17 protein-coding genes and 1 pseudogene are annotated in these 20054 nt (G+C 71.5%); 7 read left to right on the top strand and 11 right to left on the bottom strand.

Going from position 1 to position 20054, the window contains the following annotated elements:
- The first annotated feature begins 3 nt into the window (after nt 1–3).
- Nucleotides 4–1593, top strand: coding sequence for an acyl-CoA synthetase (locus BJ992_RS07805; RefSeq protein ID WP_184979245.1), 1590 nt, complete (start codon nt 4–6; stop codon nt 1591–1593).
- 168 nt (nt 1594–1761) lie between these two features.
- Nucleotides 1762–2868: pseudogene (locus BJ992_RS34515) on the top strand (MFS transporter); the annotation flags it as partial.
- Here BJ992_RS34515 and BJ992_RS07815 read toward each other — a convergent pair.
- From BJ992_RS07815 to BJ992_RS07830, 4 genes are all read right to left on the bottom strand, one after another.
- Nucleotides 2803–3849: a CPBP family intramembrane glutamic endopeptidase gene (locus tag BJ992_RS07815; protein WP_343072545.1), complete on the bottom strand. Its 1047-nt coding sequence runs from the start codon at nt 3847–3849 to the stop codon at nt 2803–2805. The pseudogene BJ992_RS34515 and the gene BJ992_RS07815 overlap by 66 nt on opposite strands.
- 207 nt (nt 3850–4056) lie before the next feature.
- Complete coding sequence (locus BJ992_RS07820; RefSeq protein ID WP_184979246.1) at nt 4057–4692, bottom strand: LysE family translocator; 636 nt, start codon at nt 4690–4692, stop codon at nt 4057–4059.
- A 112-nt stretch (nt 4693–4804) separates the two neighbouring features.
- Entirely contained in the window at nt 4805–5191 is a 387-nt protein-coding gene (locus BJ992_RS07825) for a GntR family transcriptional regulator (protein ID WP_184979247.1), read from the bottom strand.
- A complete protein-coding gene (locus BJ992_RS07830; RefSeq protein ID WP_184979248.1) occupies nt 5188–6018 on the bottom strand; it encodes a hypothetical protein in 831 nt (276 codons plus the stop codon). Before BJ992_RS07830 ends, BJ992_RS07825 begins: the two co-directional genes overlap by 4 nt.
- A 492-nt stretch (nt 6019–6510) precedes the next feature.
- Here BJ992_RS07830 and BJ992_RS07835 point away from each other — a divergent pair, with 492 nt between their 5' ends.
- On the top strand, nt 6511–7953 hold the full coding sequence (locus tag BJ992_RS07835) for a pectate lyase family protein (RefSeq protein ID WP_343072546.1): 1443 nt from the start codon (nt 6511–6513) through the stop codon (nt 7951–7953).
- A 36-nt stretch (nt 7954–7989) separates the two neighbouring features.
- A complete protein-coding gene (locus BJ992_RS07840) occupies nt 7990–8967 on the top strand; it encodes a pectate lyase family protein (protein ID WP_343072547.1) in 978 nt (325 codons plus the stop codon).
- Between the two features lie 73 nt (nt 8968–9040).
- Here the strand turns inward: BJ992_RS07840 and BJ992_RS07845 are convergent, their stop codons facing one another.
- Nucleotides 9041–10381 (bottom strand): M20/M25/M40 family metallo-hydrolase, encoded by a 1341-nt coding sequence (locus tag BJ992_RS07845; RefSeq protein ID WP_184979249.1) that lies wholly within the window; start codon nt 10379–10381, stop codon nt 9041–9043.
- Between the two features lie 323 nt (nt 10382–10704).
- Between BJ992_RS07845 and BJ992_RS07850 the strand changes: the two genes are divergently transcribed.
- On the top strand, nt 10705–12096 hold the full coding sequence (locus BJ992_RS07850) for an aspartate aminotransferase family protein (protein WP_184979250.1): 1392 nt from the start codon (nt 10705–10707) through the stop codon (nt 12094–12096).
- Between the two features lie 61 nt (nt 12097–12157).
- On the top strand, nt 12158–13276 hold the full coding sequence (gene ald / locus BJ992_RS07855) for an alanine dehydrogenase (RefSeq protein WP_184979251.1): 1119 nt from the start codon (nt 12158–12160) through the stop codon (nt 13274–13276).
- Nucleotides 13277–13297: 21 nt separating this feature from the next.
- On the opposite strand, the gene BJ992_RS07860 is transcribed toward ald, so the two are convergent.
- The 5 genes from BJ992_RS07860 to BJ992_RS07880 all read right to left on the bottom strand — a co-directional run bounded on the left by BJ992_RS07860 (nt 13298) and on the right by BJ992_RS07880 (nt 17761).
- Nucleotides 13298–14641, bottom strand: coding sequence for a sel1 repeat family protein (locus tag BJ992_RS07860; protein WP_246496555.1), 1344 nt, complete (start codon nt 14639–14641; stop codon nt 13298–13300).
- Nucleotides 14642–14791: 150 nt separating this feature from the next.
- Nucleotides 14792–15559, bottom strand: a complete 768-nt coding sequence (locus tag BJ992_RS07865) for an SDR family oxidoreductase (RefSeq protein WP_184979253.1) — start codon at nt 15557–15559, stop codon at nt 14792–14794.
- Nucleotides 15556–15822: an SHOCT domain-containing protein gene (locus tag BJ992_RS07870; RefSeq protein ID WP_184979254.1), complete on the bottom strand. Its 267-nt coding sequence runs from the start codon at nt 15820–15822 to the stop codon at nt 15556–15558. The genes BJ992_RS07865 and BJ992_RS07870 overlap by 4 nt, the downstream gene beginning before the upstream one ends.
- Before the next feature lie 158 nt (nt 15823–15980).
- Nucleotides 15981–16628, bottom strand: coding sequence for a response regulator (locus BJ992_RS07875; protein WP_184979255.1), 648 nt, complete (start codon nt 16626–16628; stop codon nt 15981–15983).
- Complete coding sequence (locus BJ992_RS07880; protein WP_343072548.1) at nt 16625–17761, bottom strand: sensor histidine kinase; 1137 nt, start codon at nt 17759–17761, stop codon at nt 16625–16627. Before BJ992_RS07880 ends, BJ992_RS07875 begins: the two co-directional genes overlap by 4 nt.
- A gap of 160 nt (nt 17762–17921) precedes the next feature.
- On the opposite strand from BJ992_RS07880, the gene ggt reads away from it, so the two are divergent.
- On the top strand, nt 17922–19718 hold the full coding sequence (ggt, locus tag BJ992_RS07885; protein ID WP_184979256.1) for a gamma-glutamyltransferase: 1797 nt from the start codon (nt 17922–17924) through the stop codon (nt 19716–19718).
- Nucleotides 19719–19838: 120 nt separating this feature from the next.
- On the opposite strand, the gene BJ992_RS07890 is transcribed toward ggt, so the two are convergent.
- Entirely contained in the window at nt 19839–20006 is a 168-nt protein-coding gene (locus BJ992_RS07890; protein WP_184979257.1) for a hypothetical protein, read from the bottom strand.
- Between the last annotated feature and the right edge of the window lie 48 nt (nt 20007–20054).

Raw genomic sequence — 20054 nt, forward strand, 5'->3', positions numbered from 1 at the left:
CCGATGGAGTTCAACCACGCCGACCTGTTCGAAGGTGTCGCCGACGCGGTGGGGGACCGCGTCGCCGTCGTCTGCGGCGGCGACCGCCTGACGTACGCCGAACTCGAGGCCGAAGCCAACCGGCTCGCGCACCACCTGACGGCACACGGCGTGGGCCACGGCGACCACGTCGGCATCCAGCTCTACAACGGCGTCGAGTACGTCATCACGATGCTCGCCGCACTGAAGATCCGCGCCGTCCCCATCAACGTCAACTACCGCTACGTCGAAGCGGAACTGCTCTACCTGTTCACCGACTCCGCCATAGTCGCCCTCGTCTACGACGCGGAGTTCGACGACCGCGTGTCCGCCGTGGCCCCCCACTGCCCCGCGCTGACCACCCTGATCACCGTAGGCGGCCCGTCCGGCATCGGCACAGCCGTCCCCTGGCCCGACGCACTGGCCGGCCGCTCCACCACCCGTGACGGCCTCCCCACCCGCTCCGACCAGGACATCTACATCATCTACACCGGCGGCACCACCGGCATGCCGAAGGGTGTCATGTGGCACACCCGCGACCTGTTCATGGCCTTCGGCGGCGGCAACCCCTGGGGAGCCCCCCACACCACCCCCCAGCAGGTCGTCGACACGGCCGTGGCCTCCGGCCCTCTGATCATGATGCCGGCCGCTCCCCTGATGCACGGCGCCGCGCAGATGGGCACCTTCATCGCCTTCTGGATGGGTGCCACCGTCGTCTACGTCCGCAGGTTCGACGCCGCCGACGTCCTGCGCGCCATCGCCGCGGAAAAGGTCTTCAGCGTCAACATCACCGGTGACGCCATGGCCCGTCCCCTCGCCGACGAGATCGCCACCGGCACCCACGACCTCTCCTCCCTGAAGGTCCTCAGCTCCACCGGCGCCATCCTCACCGGCGTCGTCCGCGACCGCTTACAGGAACTCCTCCCCGACGTCCTCATCATGGACAGCTTCGGCAGCACCGAATCCGGCTTCACCGCCTCCGCCGCAGCCGGCTCGTCCCCCGAATCCGGCCTCAAATACCACCCCAACACCACCTGCACCCTGGCCGTCCTGGACGAAACCCTCACCCCCGTGAAACCAGGCTCCGGCGACTTGGGCACCATAGCCAAATCCGGCGACATAGCCTTCGCCTACTACAACGACCCCGAGAAGTCCGCGCAAACCTTCGTGACCGACAACTCAGGCACCCGCTGGCTCCTCACCGGCGACCTCGCGACGGTCGAAGAGGACGGCACCATCTACGTCCACGGCCGCGGCTCCCAATGCATCAACACCGGCGGCGAGAAAGTCTTCCCAGAGGAGGTCGAAGCCGTGCTGAAGGGCCACCCCGCGGTCTTCGACGCCGTGGTCACCGGCCTCCCCGACCCCCACTGGGGAACGAAGGTAGTCGCCGTGGTCGAACCCCGTCCCGGCCGGACCCTGACCCCCGACATCTTGACCACCCACTGCCGGTCCCGCCTGAGCGGCTACAAAATCCCCAAGACGTACGCCTTCGTCGAAAAGATCCACCGCACCCCCGCCGGCAAAGCCGACTACCGCTGGGCCAAGGAAACCGCGCAGAACACCACAACCTGACCTCCCCCCTCCAGGACGCTGAGCCGGAAACTCCGCGGCGGACCACACGAGAACACTGCTTAGGATCTTCATGTGGGGTCGTCCGGCGGCTTATCGGGTGAGGCGGGAGGTGGCGCGCCGGGGCTCCTGGGGGTTCTCACAAAGCACGCGGACTTCCGGCGGCTGTTCGTGGGAAGTTCCGTCTCACTGCTCGGGTCCAGTGTCACCACTGTGGCGTTGCCGCTGACCGGTGTGGTTCATCTGGGTGCGTCGGCCGTCGAGATGGGGGTGCTGAGTGCGGTGGCGCTGCTGCCGCACCTGGTGCTGGGGCTGCCGGCGGGGGTGTGGGTGGGGCGGCTGCCGTACCGGCGGGTTCTTGTGGTCACCGATCTGGCGCAGATGCTGGTACTCGGCGTGATTCCCGCTCTCGCCGTACTCGGGGTGCTGCGGATGTGGCATCTGTACGTGGTGGCTGTGGCGACCGGGGCCGCCGGGTTGTTGTCGGCGGTGGCGGCGCAGTCGTTCACGCCGGAGCTGGTGCCGCGTGACCGGTTGCTCGCGGCGAACAGCGGGCTGATGCTCAGCAACGCCACGGTCGGCACGACCGGAGCGGCTGTCGGCGGGATGCTCGTGACGGTGCTCACCGCGCCGGTCGCGATCGTCGTGGACGCCACGTCGTTCCTGGTCTCCGCCGTGGTCAAGTCGCGTATCCGTGTGGCCGGCCGGGTGAGCGCCGCGGCACGTCCGGGACGACTGGGGCCGGAGGTCGTGGAGGGGTGGCGTGCGGTCTTCGGCCACCCCGTGATGCGTCCTGTCGTCGTCGCGGCCACGATCGGCGCGTTCGCGGGTCAGTTCAAAGCCGTCGTGCTGGTGCTGTACCTCGTGCGTGATCTCGGTCTTTCGCCGGGGCAGGTGGGTCTGCTGGTCGCGCTCAGCGGCGTGGCCGCGGTCGCGGGAGCTGTCGCCGCACCGTCCGTGACACGCCGCCTCGGGCCGGGGCCGGCCTTCGTCGCGGGGATGCTCGTCGAGTCCCTGTCCGGCGCGGTGCTGGCCGCCGCGTCCGGGCCGGTGCTCGTCACGGTGGCCGTCCTGGTGGCGGCTCAGGTCATGGCGGGGGCCGGGCCGTCGGTCTACGGGGTCAACCAGCAGACCTTCCGGCAGACGTTCTTCCCCCCGGAGCTGCTTCCTCGCGTCAACGCGACCTGGCGCTTCCTTGCCTTCGGCGGTCAGTCAGTCGGCGCCTTGGCCGCCGGCCTCACCGCGGCGGCTCTGGAGTTCCGGCCGGGTCTGCTGATCGGCACCTGCCTGGCGATCGCCGGAACGGCCGTCGCCTTCGGTTCCCCGATCCGCACGGTACGCGGCCTCCCCGGTGGCTCCTCGGCCCGGACGGCTTCGGGGTTCGAGCCGGCCGAGACGGAAGAGCAGGAACGCCAGGACGGCGAGGAGGACCCAGCCGGCCAGGCCGGTGATGCCGGCGAGCACCGGGTTCGGCACGGCGTCGGCGTCGCCGAGGAGCAGGAGGGCCGGGGCCACGGCGTTGAGAGCGCCGTGGCCGACGACGGCCGGCCAGACGCTTTCCGAGCGGAGGCGCAGCCAGCCGAGGACCAGGCCGGCGAGCACGCAGAAGCCCGTGAAGTAGAGCGCGGCCCACGGGCCGAGGGACGGGTAGTTGTAGCCGAGCAGGGTCAGCGGGCTGTGCCACAGGCCCCAGATGACGCCGGACGACACCAGCGCGGCGCGGCGGCCGTGACGGTCGACGAGAGTGGGGAGCAGCCAGCCGCGCCAGCCCCATTCCTCGCCGAGGGCCGGGATGGCGTTGAGCACGGGCCCGGCCAGCATGGCGGCGGCGAGTTGCGCCGCCGCCACGACGCGCAGGTCGGCGGGGGGAGTGACGCCTGCCTGGCGCAGGGTCTCACCGAACAGGCTGAGGCCGGAGAGGTCCAGGCGCAGCAGCCCGAGGGCCACGCTGATCCCCACGGCGACCGCGATCAGTACCGGAGTGCCGATCCAGACGGCGGCCGTGAGCGCCACCGTACGTCCCCGCCGCGGCCCGAGGCCGAGGCCCGTCCGCCGGGCCCATTCCTTGGCGGGAACCCGGTTCCTCAGCCAGACCGCGGCCACACCGAGTGAGGGGGTGAACATCATCGCGGCGGCCACCACCGGGAACAGCGGGGTGGCCAGGCCCTGGCCGAGCCACAGCGGCAGTGCGATCAGCCATGACGCGCCGAAGGCGACGATGAGGAAAAGGACCAGGTCGATCGGCCGCCTGCCGGTCACGAGATCACCCCGAACTGTCGTCTCCGACCGGCAACGGGCCGCACGTCGTCCGTACCGTGCCGGCTCTGGCGCCGGTCGCGGTGGAAAGGTCCTGTACGCGCCTGCGTCGCCTCAATCTAATGCGTACCTTCACCTGCGGCCCCGTCGGGTGATCGTTCGAGGAGTGCCGGGCCGTCCGGCGGCTGTGGACGGTGCGGTGAAGCCGGGCTAGGGCTTGGCGGAGTCGCCGGTGAGGGCGGCGGTGGCGCCTAGGCCGAGGTAGACGAGGCCGCTGGTGACGTCCAGGCGGCGTGCTGCCTTGCGGGAGGAGCGGAGGCGGGTCGCCAGGGTGGCGGAGATGAGTGCGTACGTTCCGTCGCTGGCCATGCCGAGGACGATCCAGATGACGCCGAGGAGGATGACCTGGAGGGCCACCGGGCCGGTGGCGGGGTCGGTGAACTGGGGGAGGAAGGCCAGGAAGAAGATGGCGGTCTTGGGGTTGAGGACGTTGACCACGAAGCCTTCGCTGAAGAGGCGGGTGGGGGAGGCGGGGGCGACCTCTGTGGTGAGGGTGTGGTCGCGGGAGAGGAGTTTGCGCAGGCCGAGGTAGACGAGGTAGGCGGCACCCAGGTACTTGACCAGGGTGAACGCGGTGGCGGAGGCGGCGAGGAGTGCGCTGAGGCCTAGTGCGGCGGCGATCACGTGGACCACCGAGCCGGCGTGGATGCCTGCCACCGAGACCAGGCCGGCGGTACGGCCCTGGGCCACGCTGCGGGTGACGATGTAGACGACGGCGGGGCCGGGGACGAGCAGCAGCGCGAGCGTCGCGGCGGCGAAGACCAGGAGCGTTGTGACCGATGGCATGGCGCCGAGGGTAGGAAGCCGCCGGCCGCCACGTCCATCGGTTTTCCTGCTCGCTTCGGCGCCGGACGGCGCCGGCGGAGGTGGTGGACCGGTTCCCCGGGTCGCCGGTCGGTCATCGGGTCGGTGAGGGCCTGGGGGGAGGCGCGAGGGAGGTGAGGGCCGCTTTGACGATGCGAAGGGCCTCTTCGGGGGGGATGCCGAGGCTGGTGGTCAGCCCGGCGTAGGTCAGCGCGGCTTCCTGGGCTTTGGTGCGGGAGTGGTCGGCGGTGGGAGCGACGTAGGTGCCGGCGCGGCCGCGGGTCTCTATGAGGCCGGCTTCCTCCAGTTCGCGGTAGGCGCGGCCGACGGTGTTGACGGCCAGGGCCAGGTCGGCGGCCAGGTGGCGGATGGTGGGGAGGCGGGTGCCTACGGGGAGGGTGTGGTCCTGGATCTGGCGGGCCAGCTGGGAGCGTAGCTGCTCGAAGGGGGGTACGGGGGACGCCGAGTCGATGACGATCATCGGGTGCTCATCGCCTGGCGGGCCACCGTGACGGTGGAGGGGGTTCTGGTGGCGACGATGTGCGCGACGGCGACGCCGATGAGGATGAGGGCCATGGAGGCGACGTTCCACCAGAGGGGAGCTGTGCCGAAGAGGAGGACGACGGGGAGGGTCCAGGGGACGGTGGGGGCGGTGAGGTCGCGAGCGTCCTCCACGCGCATGACGACGTCGGCGGTGAGGGAGGCCTCGTCCTCGGCCACCACGGGGCCGGCGAGCAGGTCACGGAGCTGGAGTGCGAGGGAGGCGGCCACACCGGCGAGGCCGACCATGAGGATGAGCGCGGCGTGGCGGACGGTGGTGTCGTCGACGGTCAGGGCACTCGTGGCGAGGAGGAACGCGGCGGCCAGGGTGGCGGCGGTGAAGGCGGCGTGCGGAAGGCCGAGGACGGCGCGCCAGCCTGGTTGGAGGGTGTGGGCCACACGGCGGGACAGCAGGGCCCCGGCGCGGCGGTCGGCGCGGCGGACCCACCGGAAGATGAGCGCCTGAACGACGAGGAGTGCCGCCACCGACACCGTCAGGCCCAGTAACGACAAGGGGAGGTCGGGTTCGGTCCGGCCGAGGAAGGCGCGTGCGAGCAGGTCTTGGACGCGGGCCAGCGAGGCGGCGATGATCATGGCGGCCAGGGTGATGTGGAAGGCGATGCGTGCGCGCCGGCGGACGGCGAGGCGTGCGGCCAGCAGCGGGGTCGGCGTGGTGTCCAGGCCGTGGTGGTTCAGCCAGGCGGTGGCCTGCCGGAGATCCCCTGGACGTACCGGCGGGCTCGGGGGTGAGGTGTCATGCTTCGGCATGGATGCTCCTTTGTCGCAAGTATTGTCTTAAGAGGATGGGACATAGTTTGCGACAAAGTCAAGCCGGCCGAGGTCGCCGGTGGCGCGGCGGGCCGGCTGCGGCGGTCCGGATGGTGGGGGCCGTCGGGTGAGGGGGAGGGAGGTGTGAGGCGGAGGGTCATCGCGGTCGCTGTGCCGGCGGGTCCGGTCTCGGCGGGATGCCGTTCGGCGGTGAGTGTGGGTCATGCGGTGGGGTGCGCGGCGCCGGGGTGGGTGACCGGCGGCGAGTCGGCTGAACGTTTCACGGCGTTCGCATATGTGTCCTCTGGTCGGCTACTGGAACAGTTCGTTACGGCAGGTGGAGGCCGATGTGGCCACTGGCCTGGGTTCGGTGCCGGGTGGTCGCATCACAGTCGCCGTTGACAGTCGTTAGAGGGGTTCTTACGTTTACGGCGTTCTTCATTCTGTATGTGATTCACATACATGAACAGCGAAGGCGTGAGGAGTTCGACCGTGAGCGGTAAGGGAAGGCGAGGCTTCGGGGTCTCGATGGTGGCGCTCGGCCTCGCGGTGGCCGGAGGGATCGTGGGAGCGCAGGCCGCGGCGGCCGCGCCGACGTCCGGGACGTACCGGGTGGTCAACGCCGGTAGTGGGCTGTGCCTGACGGTGCCGGGGAGCAGCGGGTCCGACGGGGTGCAGCTCACCCAGACGGCGTGCGCCGACGTGGCGAACCAGAGCTGGACGCTGACCTCGGTGAGCGGCGGTGTGACGCTGCGGGCCGGCAACAGCGGCAAGTGCGCGGGGGTGCGGGACGCGAGCACGTCGGCCGGCAAGGCCGTACAGCAGGAGACCTGCTCCGGTGCGTCGTCGCAGGCGTGGCAGCTCGTCGAGTCGGGGTCGGACTACCGGATCGCCAACGCCAACGGCGGCAAGTGCCTGAACACCAAGGACGACTCGACCGCCTCAGGCGCGCTCGTCCAGACCAACTCGTGCGACTCGGTGAGCACCAAGCAGTGGCGCCTCGTCCAGGGTGGCACCACGCCGACCCAGACGCCGACGAGCACCCCCACCAGCACGCCGACCGGGCCGCCACCCGGCAACCCCGGCGGGCTCGTCGGCTGGGCCACGCAAGGCGGCGGCACGACCGGCGGGGCCGGTGGCGGCACGACGACGGTCAGCAGTTCGTCGGCGCTGAGCAGCGCGTTGTCGGCGTCGGGGACGCAGGTCATCCGGGTGTCGGGGACCATCACCTGCTCAGGCATGCTCAAGGTGACGTCGAACAAGAGCGTGCTCGGCAACTCCGGCGCCACCCTGGTCGGCTGCGGCCTGAACGTCAGCAACGCCTCCAACGTGATCATCCGCAACCTGACCTTCCGCGACTGGGACGACGACGCGGTCAACGTGCAGTACTCGACGCGGGTGTGGATCGACCACAACAGCCTGTCCAACGGCTACGACGGCGCGATCGACATCAAGCGCGGCAGCGACTACGTCACCGTCTCCTGGAACCGTGTCTCCAGCCACGACAAGACCATGCTGCTCGGCCACGACGACGGCAACGGCTCCGAGGACCGCGGCCACCTGCGCGTCACCTACCACCACAACTGGTTCGACGGCACCAACCAGCGCCACCCCCGCGTCCGGTTCGGCAACCCCGTCCACGTCTACAACAACTACTACGGCGCGGTCAGAAGCTACGGCGTCGCCTCCACCGAAGGCGCCGGGGTCCTGGTCGAGTGCAACTACTTCGAGAACACCCCCGACCCCTACCACCTCGGCGAAGGCGACTCCGGCCCCGGCACGCTCGTGGCGCGCAACAACCACATGGTGAACTCCGGCGCCGGCCAGACCGGCGGCAGCGTGGCGAGCATCCCCTACGGCTACACCTGCGACACCCCGTCCCAGGTCAAGTCCATCGTCACCGGCGGCGCAGGCGCCGGCCGGATCAGCATCTGACCCCGTACGGCCACCATCCACGAGGGAGAAGTCACTGTGAGGAGAACGAAGGCGAGCATCCTGCTCACCCTGACGGCGGCCGCCGGCCTGACGCTGGCGGGCTCCGTGGTCGACGGCGCGTCCGCCGTGCCGATGGCGCGCCAGGTCGCGCTCGCCGGCCCGTCGGACCTGGTCGGCTGGGCCACGCAAGGCGGCGGCACGAGCGGCGGGGCCGGTGGCGGCACGACGACGGTCAGTAGTTCGTCGGCGCTGAGCAGCGCGTTGTCGGCGTCGGGGACGCAGGTCATCCGGGTGTCGGGGACCATCACCTGCTCAGGCATGCTCAAGGTGACGTCGAACAAGAGCGTGCTCGGCAACTCCGGCGCCACCCTGGTCGGCTGCGGCCTGAACGTCGCCAACGCCTCCAACGTCATCATCCGCAACCTGACCTTCAGGAACTGGAACGACGACGCCATCAACGTGCAGTACTCGACGCGGGTGTGGATCGGCAACAACACCCTGTCCAACGGCTACGACGGCGCCATCGACATCAAGCGGGCCAGTGACTACGTCACCGTGTCGTGGAACCGGATCTTCAGCCACGACAAGACCATGCTGCTCGGCCACGACGACGGCAACGGCGGCGAGGACCGCGGCCGGCTGCGTGTGACGTACCACCACAACTGGTTCGACGGCACCAACCAGCGCCACCCGCGTGTCCGCTTCGGCAACCCGGTGCACGTCTTCAACAACTTCTACGGCGGGGTGCGCAGCTACGGCGTCGCGTCCACCGTGGGGGCCGGCGTGCTGGTGGAGTGCAACTACTTCGAGAACACCCCCGACCCGTACCACCTCGGTGAGGGCTCGTCGGGGCCCGGAACTCTGGTGGCGCGCAACAACCACAAGGTGAACTCCGGCGCGGGCCAGACCGGCGGCAGCGTGGCGAGCATCCCCTACGGCTACACCTGCGACACCCCGTCCCAGGTCAAGTCCATCGTGACCGGCGGCGCAGGCGCCGGCCGCGTCGGCGTCTGAGCCCCTCGGCTCGGATACGAGGCGCCACCCGGATTCCAGGCGCTCCCGGGTGGCGCCTCCTGCCGCGTACGGCTCAGAACTCGGCGTAGTCGGCCAGGAACAGCGCCTCGGTCGTGGCCGTGCGGCGCAGTTCCTCGAGGTCGACGCGTTCGTTCGGCGCGTGGATCGACGCGCCTTCGTCCTCGGCGCCGAACAGCAGGATCTCGGCGGCGGGGAACAACTTGCCGAACGTCGCCACCAGCGGGATCGACCCTCCGGCGCCGATGTCGCGCGGCGCGCGGCCGAAGGCGCGCTTCATCGCGCGGTTCAGCGCGGACCTCGCACGTCCGCCGGTGTCGGCGAGGTAACCCGACCCGAGCACCCGGTCGGTGATCTCGACCCGCGCACCCCACGGCGCGGCGCGCCTCAGGTGCTCCACCACGTCGTCGGCGGCGGTCGCCGGGTCGCCGCCAGGCGGCACTCGCACGGTGACCCTGGCGCGGGCCACCGCCTGCACCGCGTTGACCGCGTCGCGCACGGTCGGCACGTCGAGACCGGTCACGGTGATGGAGTACGAGGCCCACAGCCGGTCGGCGAGCGAGCCGGAACCCGGCAGCGCCACCCCGTCGAGCACCCCGGCGGTGGCGCGGAAGTCCTCCTCCGAGGGGCCGGCGCCGAGGAACGAGCCCTTCGGCAGGCCGGGGACGCGGATGTCGCCGTTGTCGTCGTGCAGTGAGGCCAGCACGCGGATCAGGGCCGCGAGCGCGTCCGGCGCGGCGCCGCCGAACGAGCCGCTGTGCAGGGCCTCCTCGAGGGTGCGCACCTCGACGGTGAACGCGGCGAGCCCGCGCAGCGACGTGGTGACCGCCGGGTCGCCGACGGCGGGGTTCCCCGTGTCGGCCACGATGATCGCGTCCGCGCGCACCAGGTCGGGGTTGTGCTCGACGAACCGTTCGAGCCGCTCGCCGGCGTACTCCTCCTGGCCCTCGACGATGACCTTGACGCCGACCGGGAACCGGCCCTGGAAGGCCCGCAGTGCCAGCACGTGCGAGATGAGCCCCGACTTGTCGTCCGCCGCGCCACGGCCGTACAGGCAGCCGTCGACGAGGGTCGGCGTGAACGCCGGGGTGCGCCACAGGCCCGCGTCCCCCGGCGGCTGCACGTCGTAGTGCGCGTACAGCAGCACGGTCGGGGCTCCGGCCGGCGCGGGGGCCTCGGCGAACACGGCGGGGAAGCTGCCCTCGACCGGCACCTGCCGTACCTCGGGAAGCCCCGCGGAACGCAGCAGCTCCTCCGTCAGCGCGGCGGCGGCGCGCACCGGCTCCTCGGGCCACCCCGGGAAGGCGACCGAGGGGATGGACACCAGCCGGGTGAGGTCCTCGACGGCCCGCGGCATGCCGGCCGTGACGGCGTTCTCGATCTCCTCAGGGGTCACGTCGGTGTCTCCCGCAATCTCGTCCTGCGTGTGGTTCGCCACATTGCACCACAGGCGAGCGGCTCCCCGGGCCCAAGCAGGCGATCTTCGCGTCTTTGCCGCCGCTCGTCCCCGGTCCGCCGGAACCTTGGCGTCGCAGGGGTTTGCGGCCCTCGGCGAGGTGGCAGCCGGCGCGCGACACACGCACACGGATTTCGTCGTTGTTACACAGCGATCTCGCGGATTCCGAAGTTCTTGCATAGTGTCACCACGCAACCGGTTGTACTCAGGTGTCTGCACCATGCACACTGAAGGAAGCCGAGATCTTCTTGAGGAAGAGAGTCATGACGCGACCCGACACCGACACGGCCGCCGTCCTGAAGGCGGCGCAGGACAACCTGTGGATGCACTTCACCCGGCACAGCTCCTACGACGCGACCGAGATCCCCACCATCACCCGGGGTGACGGGGCCTACATCTACGACATCCACGGCAAGCGCTACCTGGACGGTCTGTCCGGCCTGTTCGTCGTCCAGATGGGTCACGGCCGTGCCGAGCTGGCCGAGGCCGCGGCCAAGCAGGCGCAGGAGCTCGCGTTCTTCCCTCTCTGGTCCTACGCGCACCCCAAGGCCGCCGAGCTCGCGGGACGGCTGGCGGACCTCACGCCGGGTGACCTGAACCGCGTGTTCTTCACCACCGGCGGCGGCGAGGCCGTCGAGACGGCGTGGAAGCTCGCCAAGCAGTACTTCAAGCTCACCGGCAAGCCCGGCAAGTACAAGGTCGTCAGCCGGTCCATCGCCTACCACGGCACGCCGCAAGGCGCGTTGTCGATCACCGGCATCCCGATGTTCAAGGCGCCGTTCGAGCCGCTGGTCCCCGGCTCGATCCGGGTGCCGAACACCAACTACTACCGCGCCGACGAGATCACCGGCGTGCCGGGGATGACCCCCGAGCAGTTCGGACGCTGGGCCGCCGACCAGGTCGGCAAGGCCATCGAGATGGAGGGGCCCGAGACCGTCGCGGCCGTCTTCGTCGAGCCGGTGCAGAACGCCGGCGGGTGCTTCCCGCCGCCACCGGGGTACTTCCAGCGGCTGCGCGAGATCTGCGACACCCACGACGTGCTGCTGGTGTCGGACGAGGTGATCTGCGCCTTCGGCCGCCTCGGCACGATGTTCGGCGGCCAGAAGTTCGACTACGTCCCCGACATCATCACCTGCGCCAAGGGCCTGACCAGCGGCTACTCGCCGATCGGCGCTATGATCGCCTCCGAGCGGCTGTTCGAGCCGTTCGCGTCGGGTGACGCCATGTTCGGCCACGGCTACACCTTCGGCGGCCACCCGGTGTCGTCGGCGGTGGCGCTGGCCAACCTCGACCTGTTCGAGCGTGAGGACGTCCTCGGCCACGTCCAGCGCAACGAGCCGGTGTTCCGCGCCACCCTGGAGAAGCTGCGCGACCTGCCGATCGTCGGCGACGTGCGCGGCGCCGGGTACTTCTACGGCATCGAGCTGGTCAAGGACCGCGACACCAAGGAGACGTTCGACGACGACGAGTCCGAGCGGCTGCTGCGCGGTTTCCTGTCCAAGGCCCTGTACGAGGCCGGGCTCTACTGCCGCGCCGACGACCGCGGCGACCCGGTCGTGCAGCTCGCCCCGCCGCTGACCTGCGGCCCCGCGGAGTTCGACGAGATCGAGTCGATCCTGCGATCTGTCCTCACCGAGGCCTGGAAGCGGCTGTAGGGCGGTTCCGTGTCCGGCGGACCGGACGTCACCCTTGAGCACTCTTGAAAGGACCCTTTCGATGAAGATCGGCGTGCCTGCCGAGGTCAAGAACCACGAGTACCGAGTCGCCGCGACTCCGGCGGGGGTGCACGAGCTCGTGCGCCACGGCCATGAGGTGTACGTCCAGCGCGGCGCGGGCCTCGGTTCGCACATCGGTGACGAGGACTACCTGTTCGCCGGCGCCAAGCTCCTCGACACCGCGGACGAGGTGTGGGGCCAGGCGGAACTGGTGCTCAAGGTCAAGGAACCCATCGCGGAGGAGTACCACCGCATGCGCGAGGGGCAGGTGCTGTTCACCTACCTGCACCTCGCCGCGTCCAGGGAGTGCACCGACGCGCTGCTGTCGCGCGGCGTGACGTCCATCGCGTACGAGACGGTGCAGACCGGCCGGAGCCTGCCGCTGCTGGCCCCCATGTCGGAGGTCGCGGGACGGCTCGCGCCGCAGGTCGGCGCGTACAACCTCATGCGGTTCAACGGCGGACGCGGCGTGCTGCCGGGTGGGGTCCCCGGTGTGGCCCCCGCGAAGTTCGTGGTCATCGGCGGCGGCGTGTCCGGCCTGAACGCGGCGCAGATCGCGGTCGGCATGGGGGCCGACGTCACGATCCTGGACGTCAACATCGACCGGCTGCGGGAGATCGACGCCATCTACCAGGGCCGCCTACGCACCATCGTCTCGACGTCCTACGCCATCGAGCAGGCCGTGCTGGAGGCCGACCTCGTGATCGGCGCCGTGCTCATCCCCGGCGCCAAGGCCCCGACGCTGGTCTCCAACGAGCTGGTGTCCCGCATGAAGCCCGGCTCGGTGCTGGTGGACATCGCCATCGACCAGGGTGGCTGCTTCGAGGACTCCCGGCCCACCACACACGCCGACCCGACCTACCAGGTGCACGGCAGCGTCTTCTACTGCGTCGCCAACATGCCGGGCTCGGTGGCCAACACCTCGACGTACGCGCTGACGAACGCCACCCTGCCGTACGCCGTCAAGCTGGCCGACCAGGGCTGGCAGGCGGCGCTGCGCGGGGACGCGTCCCTGGCGGCCGGTCTCAGCACCCACGCCGGCGGTCTCACCAACGCGCAGGTCGCCGCGGCTCACGCTCTGCCGCACACCTCGGTCGCCGAGGTGCTCACCGGGGCCTGAGGTCGCGAACGCCTCGGCCCGTTACGGCGTGCCGAGGCGTTTACGCAGGTCACGACAGGTGGCCAGCACGTGGTCCACTTCCGCCGGAGTGGGCCAGGGGGCCGTGCCCGGACGGACCAGGGTGAGGCGGACCGACGCCAGGTGCTCGATGGCCGAGGCCGGCAGGCCGCTCTGGTCGGTGAGCCAGGTGATCAGGTCGGCCGGGTGGTCGCGGCGGCGGGTCACGTGGTCCCAGGTGCCGAGGATCTCGACGAGGTCGCGCACGCGCAGCGGGGTGGCGCCGCGGCGGCCCGCCGCGGCCGCGGCCAGCTCGGCGCGCGCGGCCAGTTCGGGCTCCACGGGACGGTCCCACGCGGGGACGCGCTGCACGCCGAAACGCGTGTCCGGCTCCAGAGCGGACAGCTCGTGCACGGCGCCGGGGTGGCCGTGCGCGGCGGCCTGGCGCAGCCAGTGGCGTCCGCCGCGCAGGTCGTGGTGCTCGGCGATGAGCAGCAGGCCGAAGTTGTAGGCCGCCTCGGTGTCCCCTCCGGCGGCGGCGCGGCCGAACCAGTGGCCCGCGGCGGCGGGGTCCTCCAGCTCGACGCACACGAACCCGGCCATCCGCTGGTCCTCGACCCGGCCGAAGTGCGCCGCGCGCTCGAACCACGCGCGGGCCGTGCGCAGGTCGCGCCGCGCGAGCGCGAGCCTGCCGAGCTGGGACGCCGCCGCCGGGTGGTCGGACTCGGCGGCCAGCCGGTACAGCGCTTCGGCGCCTTCGGGGTCGCGGCCCGCGTCCAGCAGCCGGCCGAGGTGGTACGCCGCGTCGGCGTGGCCCCCGCGCGCCGCGTACTCCCACCAGCCGCGCGCCTGTGCCTCGTCCCCCGCCGCGTACCCGAGGAACCCGAGGTCGTGCGCCGAGGCGAGGTCGCCGGCCGTGGCCGCGCCGTGGTGCCAGTCGCGGGCCGCGCGGTCGTCCCCGATGTCCTCGCACAGAAGCGCGAGCCGCCGCGCGGCCTGCCGCGACCCGGCGGACGCGGCGCGCTCGAACCAGCCGCGCGCCTGCCGCACGTCCCCTCGTTGCTCCAGCAGCAACGTCGCGAGGTTCACCGCGGCCTCGGCGTCCCCCGAGCCGGCCGCCACCTCGTACCATGTGATCGCCTCGTCGACGCTGCCGTGCTTGTCGTGCCACACCCCGAGGTTGTACGCGCTGTCGACGTTCCCGGCCCGCGCCGCGCGCTCCCACCAGTGCCGCGCCGCCGCTCTGTCCCCCCGCCGCGCGTACCACTTCCCCAGCCGGTGCGCCGCCGTGACGTCTCCCGCTCGCGCCGCCGCGAGCAACTCCCCTTCGGTGTCGGACGGGCCCGGCGGCTCTGGCGTACGGGGCATCGGAACGGCCGGTCTGGCGACGGCCGCGTCCGGTTCACCCTGCCACCATGTCATGGGGGTTAGAGTCGCACGCGATCCAAGGAGATGGAACAGAATCAACGGCTTCTTGCCGTCCGCCGGAAGCCGTTTGACCCGGCCGCGACGTGGCGCTCAGGCCATGAGCGAGCCGCCGGCGATGTCCAGGGTGACGCCGGTGATCCAGGAGGAGACGTCGGACGCCAGGTACAGCGTCGCGCCGGCCACGTCCTGCGGGGTGCCGAGCCGGCCGAGCGGATGCTGGGCCGCGAGCTGTTCGCGCAGCTCGCCGGTGATGTGGACGGAGGTGCGTTCGGTGAGGATGGTGGCGGGGGAGACGCAGTTGACGCGGACGCCGTACGGGCCTGCCTGCGCGGCGGCGTGGCGGGTGAGCATGACGACGCCGGCCTTGGCCGCCGCGTACGGCGTCGGCGCGGGGGACACGGCGCGGCCCGCCGAGGACGCCATGGTGACGACCGAGCCGCGGCCCCGGGCCTTCATGCCGGGCAGGAACGTCCGGAGCGTGAGGAACGTCGCGGTCAGGTTGCCGTCCACGCAGGCGTGCCACTCCTGCGGCGTGATCTGCTCGATCGGCGCGGGCCGCACGATGCCGCCCCCCGCGAACGCGACGACGACGTCCACCGGGCCGAGACCGGCCTCACAGGCGCGGCGCATCTCCTCCAGGGCCTCCGGATCGGTCACGTCCCCCGGCAGCGCGACCGCCTCGCCGCCTTCCTCGCCGATCCTCGTGACGACCGCGTCCACGGCCCGCTCGTCGCGGCCGTTGACGGCGACCGTCACCCCGGTCGCCGCGAGGGCACCGGCGACCACCGCGCCGATGCCCCGCGACCCCCCGGTCACCAGGGCCACTTTGCCCTGAAGATCCGGATAGAGCGGATTCACGTGGCGCCACCCTTCAGCACCGACACCCGCTGGAAGTACTCGTCGTCGCTCATCTCACCGCGCGCGTACCGCTCGGCGAGTATCGCCTCGGCCGCCGCCGTCGGCGACGCCGGCGTCCCCGGCCTGCTCCACGCGAACGGCCCCTTGCCGTGCCTGCGGGCTCGCAGCACCAGCACCACGACCGTCCCCCAGAGCAGAGCCCAGAACAGCGGGATCAGCGGCCAGAAGGCCCCCGCTCCCGGACCCCAGTGCGGATAAGGCATCGTCGTCTCCTGTCTCGATGACCTCCGGCCCCGATCGGCCGGCACCCCCCACGGTCCTCCGGCGAGCCCGTCCTGCCATCGCCCCGGCGGCCCGTTCCGCACTACGCTCCGCGAGGTGGTCGAGGCGGCCCGGTGTACTCCCGTGGCCGTACGAGCGGTCAGAGCCAGCCGGGCCGGACGAGCCCCGACTCGTAGGCGATGACGACGAGCTGTGCGCGGTCCCGTGCGCCGAGCTTGATCATGGCGCGGCTGACGTGGGTCTTGGCGGTCGCCGGCGCCATGAACAGGCGGGTGGCGATCTCGTCGTTGGTCAGCCCCGTGCCGACCAGGGTGAGCACCTCGCGTTCCCGCTCGGTGAGCTGACCGAGTGCGGACGGCGCGCTCGGCTCCTTGGCACGGGTGGCGTACTCGGCGATGAGCCGCCGCGTGACGCTCGGCGACAGCAGCGCCTCGCCGGCGGCGACCACGCGGACCGCCTGGATCAGCTCCGCGGGCTCGGTGTCCTTCACCAGGAAGCCGCTGGCGCCGCCGCGCAGGGCCTCGAAGACGTACTCGTCCAGCTCGAACGTCGTGAGGATGATCACGCGCACCCCGGCCGGCATCTCACGGGTGGCGGCGAGCCCGTCCACCCCCGGCATGCGGATGTCCATCAACGCCACGTCGGGCTCGTGGACCCCGGCCAGGCGGACCGCCTCGGCGCCGTCGGCGGCCTCGGCGACCACGGTGATGCCGTCCTGCGCGTCCAGCAGAGCGCGGAAACCCGCGCGGACGAGCGCCTGGTCGTCGGCCAGCAGTACCTTGATCACTTGGTGTCCTCGGCGGGGATGGGGAGCCTCGCCTCCACGCGGAAACCGGTGGGGTGCGGGGCCGCGGTCAGGGTGCCGCCGAGCGCGGCGGCACGTGCGCGCATGCCGGGAAGGCCGTCGCCGCCGCCGTCCCCGGTGAGCGTGCCGGGCTCGGTGCGGCCGGTGTCGTCCACCCGGACGAGCAGCTCATCGTGGCCGTACCCGAGCGTCACCGTGGCGCGGGCCCCGGGAGCGTGCTTGGTGACGTTGGTCAGGGACTCCTGCACGATGCGGTACGCCGCGCGGTCCACCTCCGGCGGCAGCGGCCGGGGAGTCCCCTCGGTGCGCAAGGTGGCGGACGGCATGCGTTCGACCAGCTCCTCGAGCTGGCCGATCCCGGCGGTGGGGGAGCGCGGCGCGTCGTCGCGCAGCACCCCGAGCACCGAGCGCATCTCGGTCAGCACGTCCTTGCTGGCCTGCTTGATCGTGGTGAGCGCGGTGCGCGCCTGCTCGGGATGGTCGTCGATGAGGTGCAGCGCGGTGGCCGCCTGCACGTGGATCAGCGAGATGCTGTGACCGAGCACGTCGTGCAGCTCCTGCGCCATGGTGAGCCGTTCGTCGCTGGCGCGTCGCCTGGCCTCCTCCTCCTCGACCCGCAGCCGTTCGGCGAGCCGTTCGCGCCTGGCGCCGACGACCTCGGCGGCCGTCACCACGACCAGCATGGAGGCGATGATGCTGGCGTGGTGCCACAGGTCATGCGGCGCCGGCAGCTTGAAGGTGATGTACGCCGCGAAGAACGCGTACATCACCCCGATGGAGATCCAGGCGGCCCGCCGGTGACCGGTCAGCACGGCGTTGAACACCGCGACGATCGGGCTGACGAACGCCGGGCCGTACGGATAACCACCCCAGATGTACAGAGCGGTGGCCGCCGCGATCAGCCACAGGGTCGGCACGGGCCGCGAGCGGCGCATGATCAGCGCCAGCGGGCCGATCAGCAGCAGCACCACCGCGAGCTCGTCGAGCGGCAGCCGGGTGGTGGGGTCTCCTGGACGCACCTGGCCGTGCTGGGCCCCGAACGTGCCCCAGATCTGCACCATGCCGACGATGAACGGCACGAGGAAATCGGAGCGGGGAGACCAGCGGACACGCACGTTCGAAACGCTACCTCGGCCAGGCGGCGGGGTCGTCGTCCGCCGGTGGCAGACCCGGATACGGCGGGGGGAGTACGCCGCCGGCGTCGCACGAGCGCCATTGACCTCTCTTGTGAAGCTGTGAGTCAATGCTATGGCGATCTAGGAATGAGGTGCGCTCATGACCGTCCGCCGTCTCGCCCTCCCCGTCGCCGCGGCCGTCGCGTCCGCCGGGCTGGTGGCCCAGCCGGTACACGCCGACCCCGCCGCGCACGCGCCACAGGTCAAGGCGCCGGTCGCCGAAGGCCACGGCGGCGCGGTCGCGACCGTGGACCTGGACGCCAGCAAGGCGGCGCTCGGCGTGCTCAAGCAAGGCGGCAACGCGATGGACGCGGCGGTGGCCGGCGCCGCGGCGCTCGGCGTCACCGAGCCGTACTCCGCGGGGCTCGCCGGTGGCGGCTTCCTCGTCTACTACGACGCCAAGCACCGCCGGGTGACCACCATCGACGGCCGCGAGAAGGCGCCGGCCGCGATGACCGAGACGGCGTTCCAGGAGAACGGCGCGGCCATCCCGTTCGCCGACGCGGTGACCAGCGGCCTGTCGGTGGGGGTGCCGGGAAGCGTCGCGCAGTGGGAGCTGGCCCTGAAGAAGTTCGGCACCCTCTCGCTGAAGCAGGCGCTCAAACCCGCCGCCGACCTCGCCGACCGGGGTTTCGTGGTCGACCAGACCTTCTACGACCAGACGCAACAGAACGCCGCGAGGTTCGCCGACTTCACCTCCACCGCCGCGCTGTACCTGCCAGGCGGCAACCCGCCGGCCGTCGGCTCGGTGTTCCGCAATCCCGACCTGGCCCGCACCTACCGTGAGCTGGGTAGACGCGGCGGGTCCTGGCTGTACGGCGGCGGGCTCGGCGCCGAGCTCGTGGCGACCGTCAAGAAGCCGCCGGTGCGGCCCGGCAGCACCCGCGTGGTGCGGCCCGGCCTGATGACCACGGCCGACCTGCGGGCCTACCGCGCGCTGGAGCGCGCGCCGAGCAAGGTCGGCTACGGCCCGCTCGAGGTGTACGGCATGGCGCCGCCGTCCTCAGGCGGCTCGACCGTGGGGGAGGCGCTGAAGATCCTCCAGGCGCTGCCGGACGTCGGCCTGCACGAGTACCTCGAAGCGTCCCGCCTGGCCTTCGCCGACCGCAACAAGTACGTCGGCGACCCCGGCTACGTGGACGTCCCGCTGCGTGAGCTGCTGTCGGACGGCTTCGCCAAGGAACGCGCCTGCCTGATCGGCCCGACGGCCATGCCGAACCCGGCCGCACCCGGCGACCCCGACGGCGACTACTCCGGCTGTCAGGTGGACGGCGCCGCGCCACCCCCGGAGGTCCTCGCTCAGCCGGAAGGGCCGGAGACCACCCACCTGGTCGTCGCCGACCGCTGGGGGAACGTCGCGGCGTACAACATCACGATCGAGCAGACCGGCGGCAGCGGCATCGTCGTGCCGGGCCGGGGAGTGCTGCTCAACAACGAGCTGACCGACTTCACCTTCGGCCCCGCGCCTGGCGACCCCAACCTGCCGGCCCCCGGCAAGCGGCCCCGGTCGTCCATGGCCCCCACCATCGTGCTGAAGGCCGGCAAGCCGGTGCTGGCCGTCGGATCACCCGGCGGCGCCACGATCATCACGACGGTCCTGCAGATCCTGGTGAACCGGTACGAGTTCGGCATGTCGCTGCCTGAGGCGGTGGCCGCACCGAGGGCCAGCCAGCGCAACGCCGCGGCCACGCAGGCCGAGCAGGCGTTCATCGACAGGTACGGCGCGGAGCTGACCGCGCGCGGTCACACGTTCACGCTGGTGCCGGGGCCGCCGGTCGGCGAGATCGGCGCCGCCACGGGCCTTGAGTTCCTGCGCGACGGCCGGATGCAGGCGGTCGCGGAGCCGTCCCGCCGCGGCGGGGGGAGCGCACTGGTGGTGAGCCCGGCTCGCCGGTGAGACCGGGCGCGCCGTCGAGCCCGGTCCGGGGACGTGACGAAAGCGCCGTCGGCGGTGCCGGCGGCGCGGTGGACGGCTGCCTGAGTGACAGGCGTGGCCCTCGGCCGAGGGCCCGGCGGGTCAGCGCAGCAGCAGGAACGCCACCACGGCGACGACGATGACGGCGGCGGCCACGAGGACCGGGACCAGGTAGGACCGCTGCGGGGCCGCGGCCTCGGGTTCCTGGCGCTGAGCGAAGGCCTTGAACTGCTGGGTGTTCCCGGCAGGGTCAATCTGAGGTTCGGACATGGCATGACTTTAGCCACTTCAAACGCCAGATGAGGCTGTTTATGCCAG

The sequence above is a fragment of the Sphaerisporangium rubeum genome (assembly GCF_014207705.1).
Lineage (GTDB): Bacteria > Actinomycetota > Actinomycetes > Streptosporangiales > Streptosporangiaceae > Sphaerisporangium > Sphaerisporangium rubeum.

Coding starts and splice junctions, on each gene's coding strand:
- BJ992_RS07805 (WP_184979245.1), top strand. CDS start 4: ATGGAGTTCAACCACGCCGACCTGTTCGAAGGTGTCGCCGACGCGGTG.
- BJ992_RS07820 (WP_184979246.1), bottom strand. CDS start 4,692: ATGCCATCGGTCACAACGCTCCTGGTCTTCGCCGCCGCGACGCTCGCG.
- BJ992_RS07825 (WP_184979247.1), bottom strand. CDS start 5,191: ATGATCGTCATCGACTCGGCGTCCCCCGTACCCCCCTTCGAGCAGCTA.
- BJ992_RS07830 (WP_184979248.1), bottom strand. CDS start 6,018: ATGCCGAAGCATGACACCTCACCCCCGAGCCCGCCGGTACGTCCAGGG.
- BJ992_RS07850 (WP_184979250.1), top strand. CDS start 10,705: ATGACGCGACCCGACACCGACACGGCCGCCGTCCTGAAGGCGGCGCAG.
- ald (WP_184979251.1), top strand. CDS start 12,158: ATGAAGATCGGCGTGCCTGCCGAGGTCAAGAACCACGAGTACCGAGTC.
- BJ992_RS07860 (WP_246496555.1), bottom strand. CDS start 14,641: ATGCCCCGTACGCCAGAGCCGCCGGGCCCGTCCGACACCGAAGGGGAG.
- BJ992_RS07870 (WP_184979254.1), bottom strand. CDS start 15,822: ATGCCTTATCCGCACTGGGGTCCGGGAGCGGGGGCCTTCTGGCCGCTG.
- ggt (WP_184979256.1), top strand. CDS start 17,922: ATGACCGTCCGCCGTCTCGCCCTCCCCGTCGCCGCGGCCGTCGCGTCC.
- BJ992_RS07890 (WP_184979257.1), bottom strand. CDS start 20,006: ATGTCCGAACCTCAGATTGACCCTGCCGGGAACACCCAGCAGTTCAAG.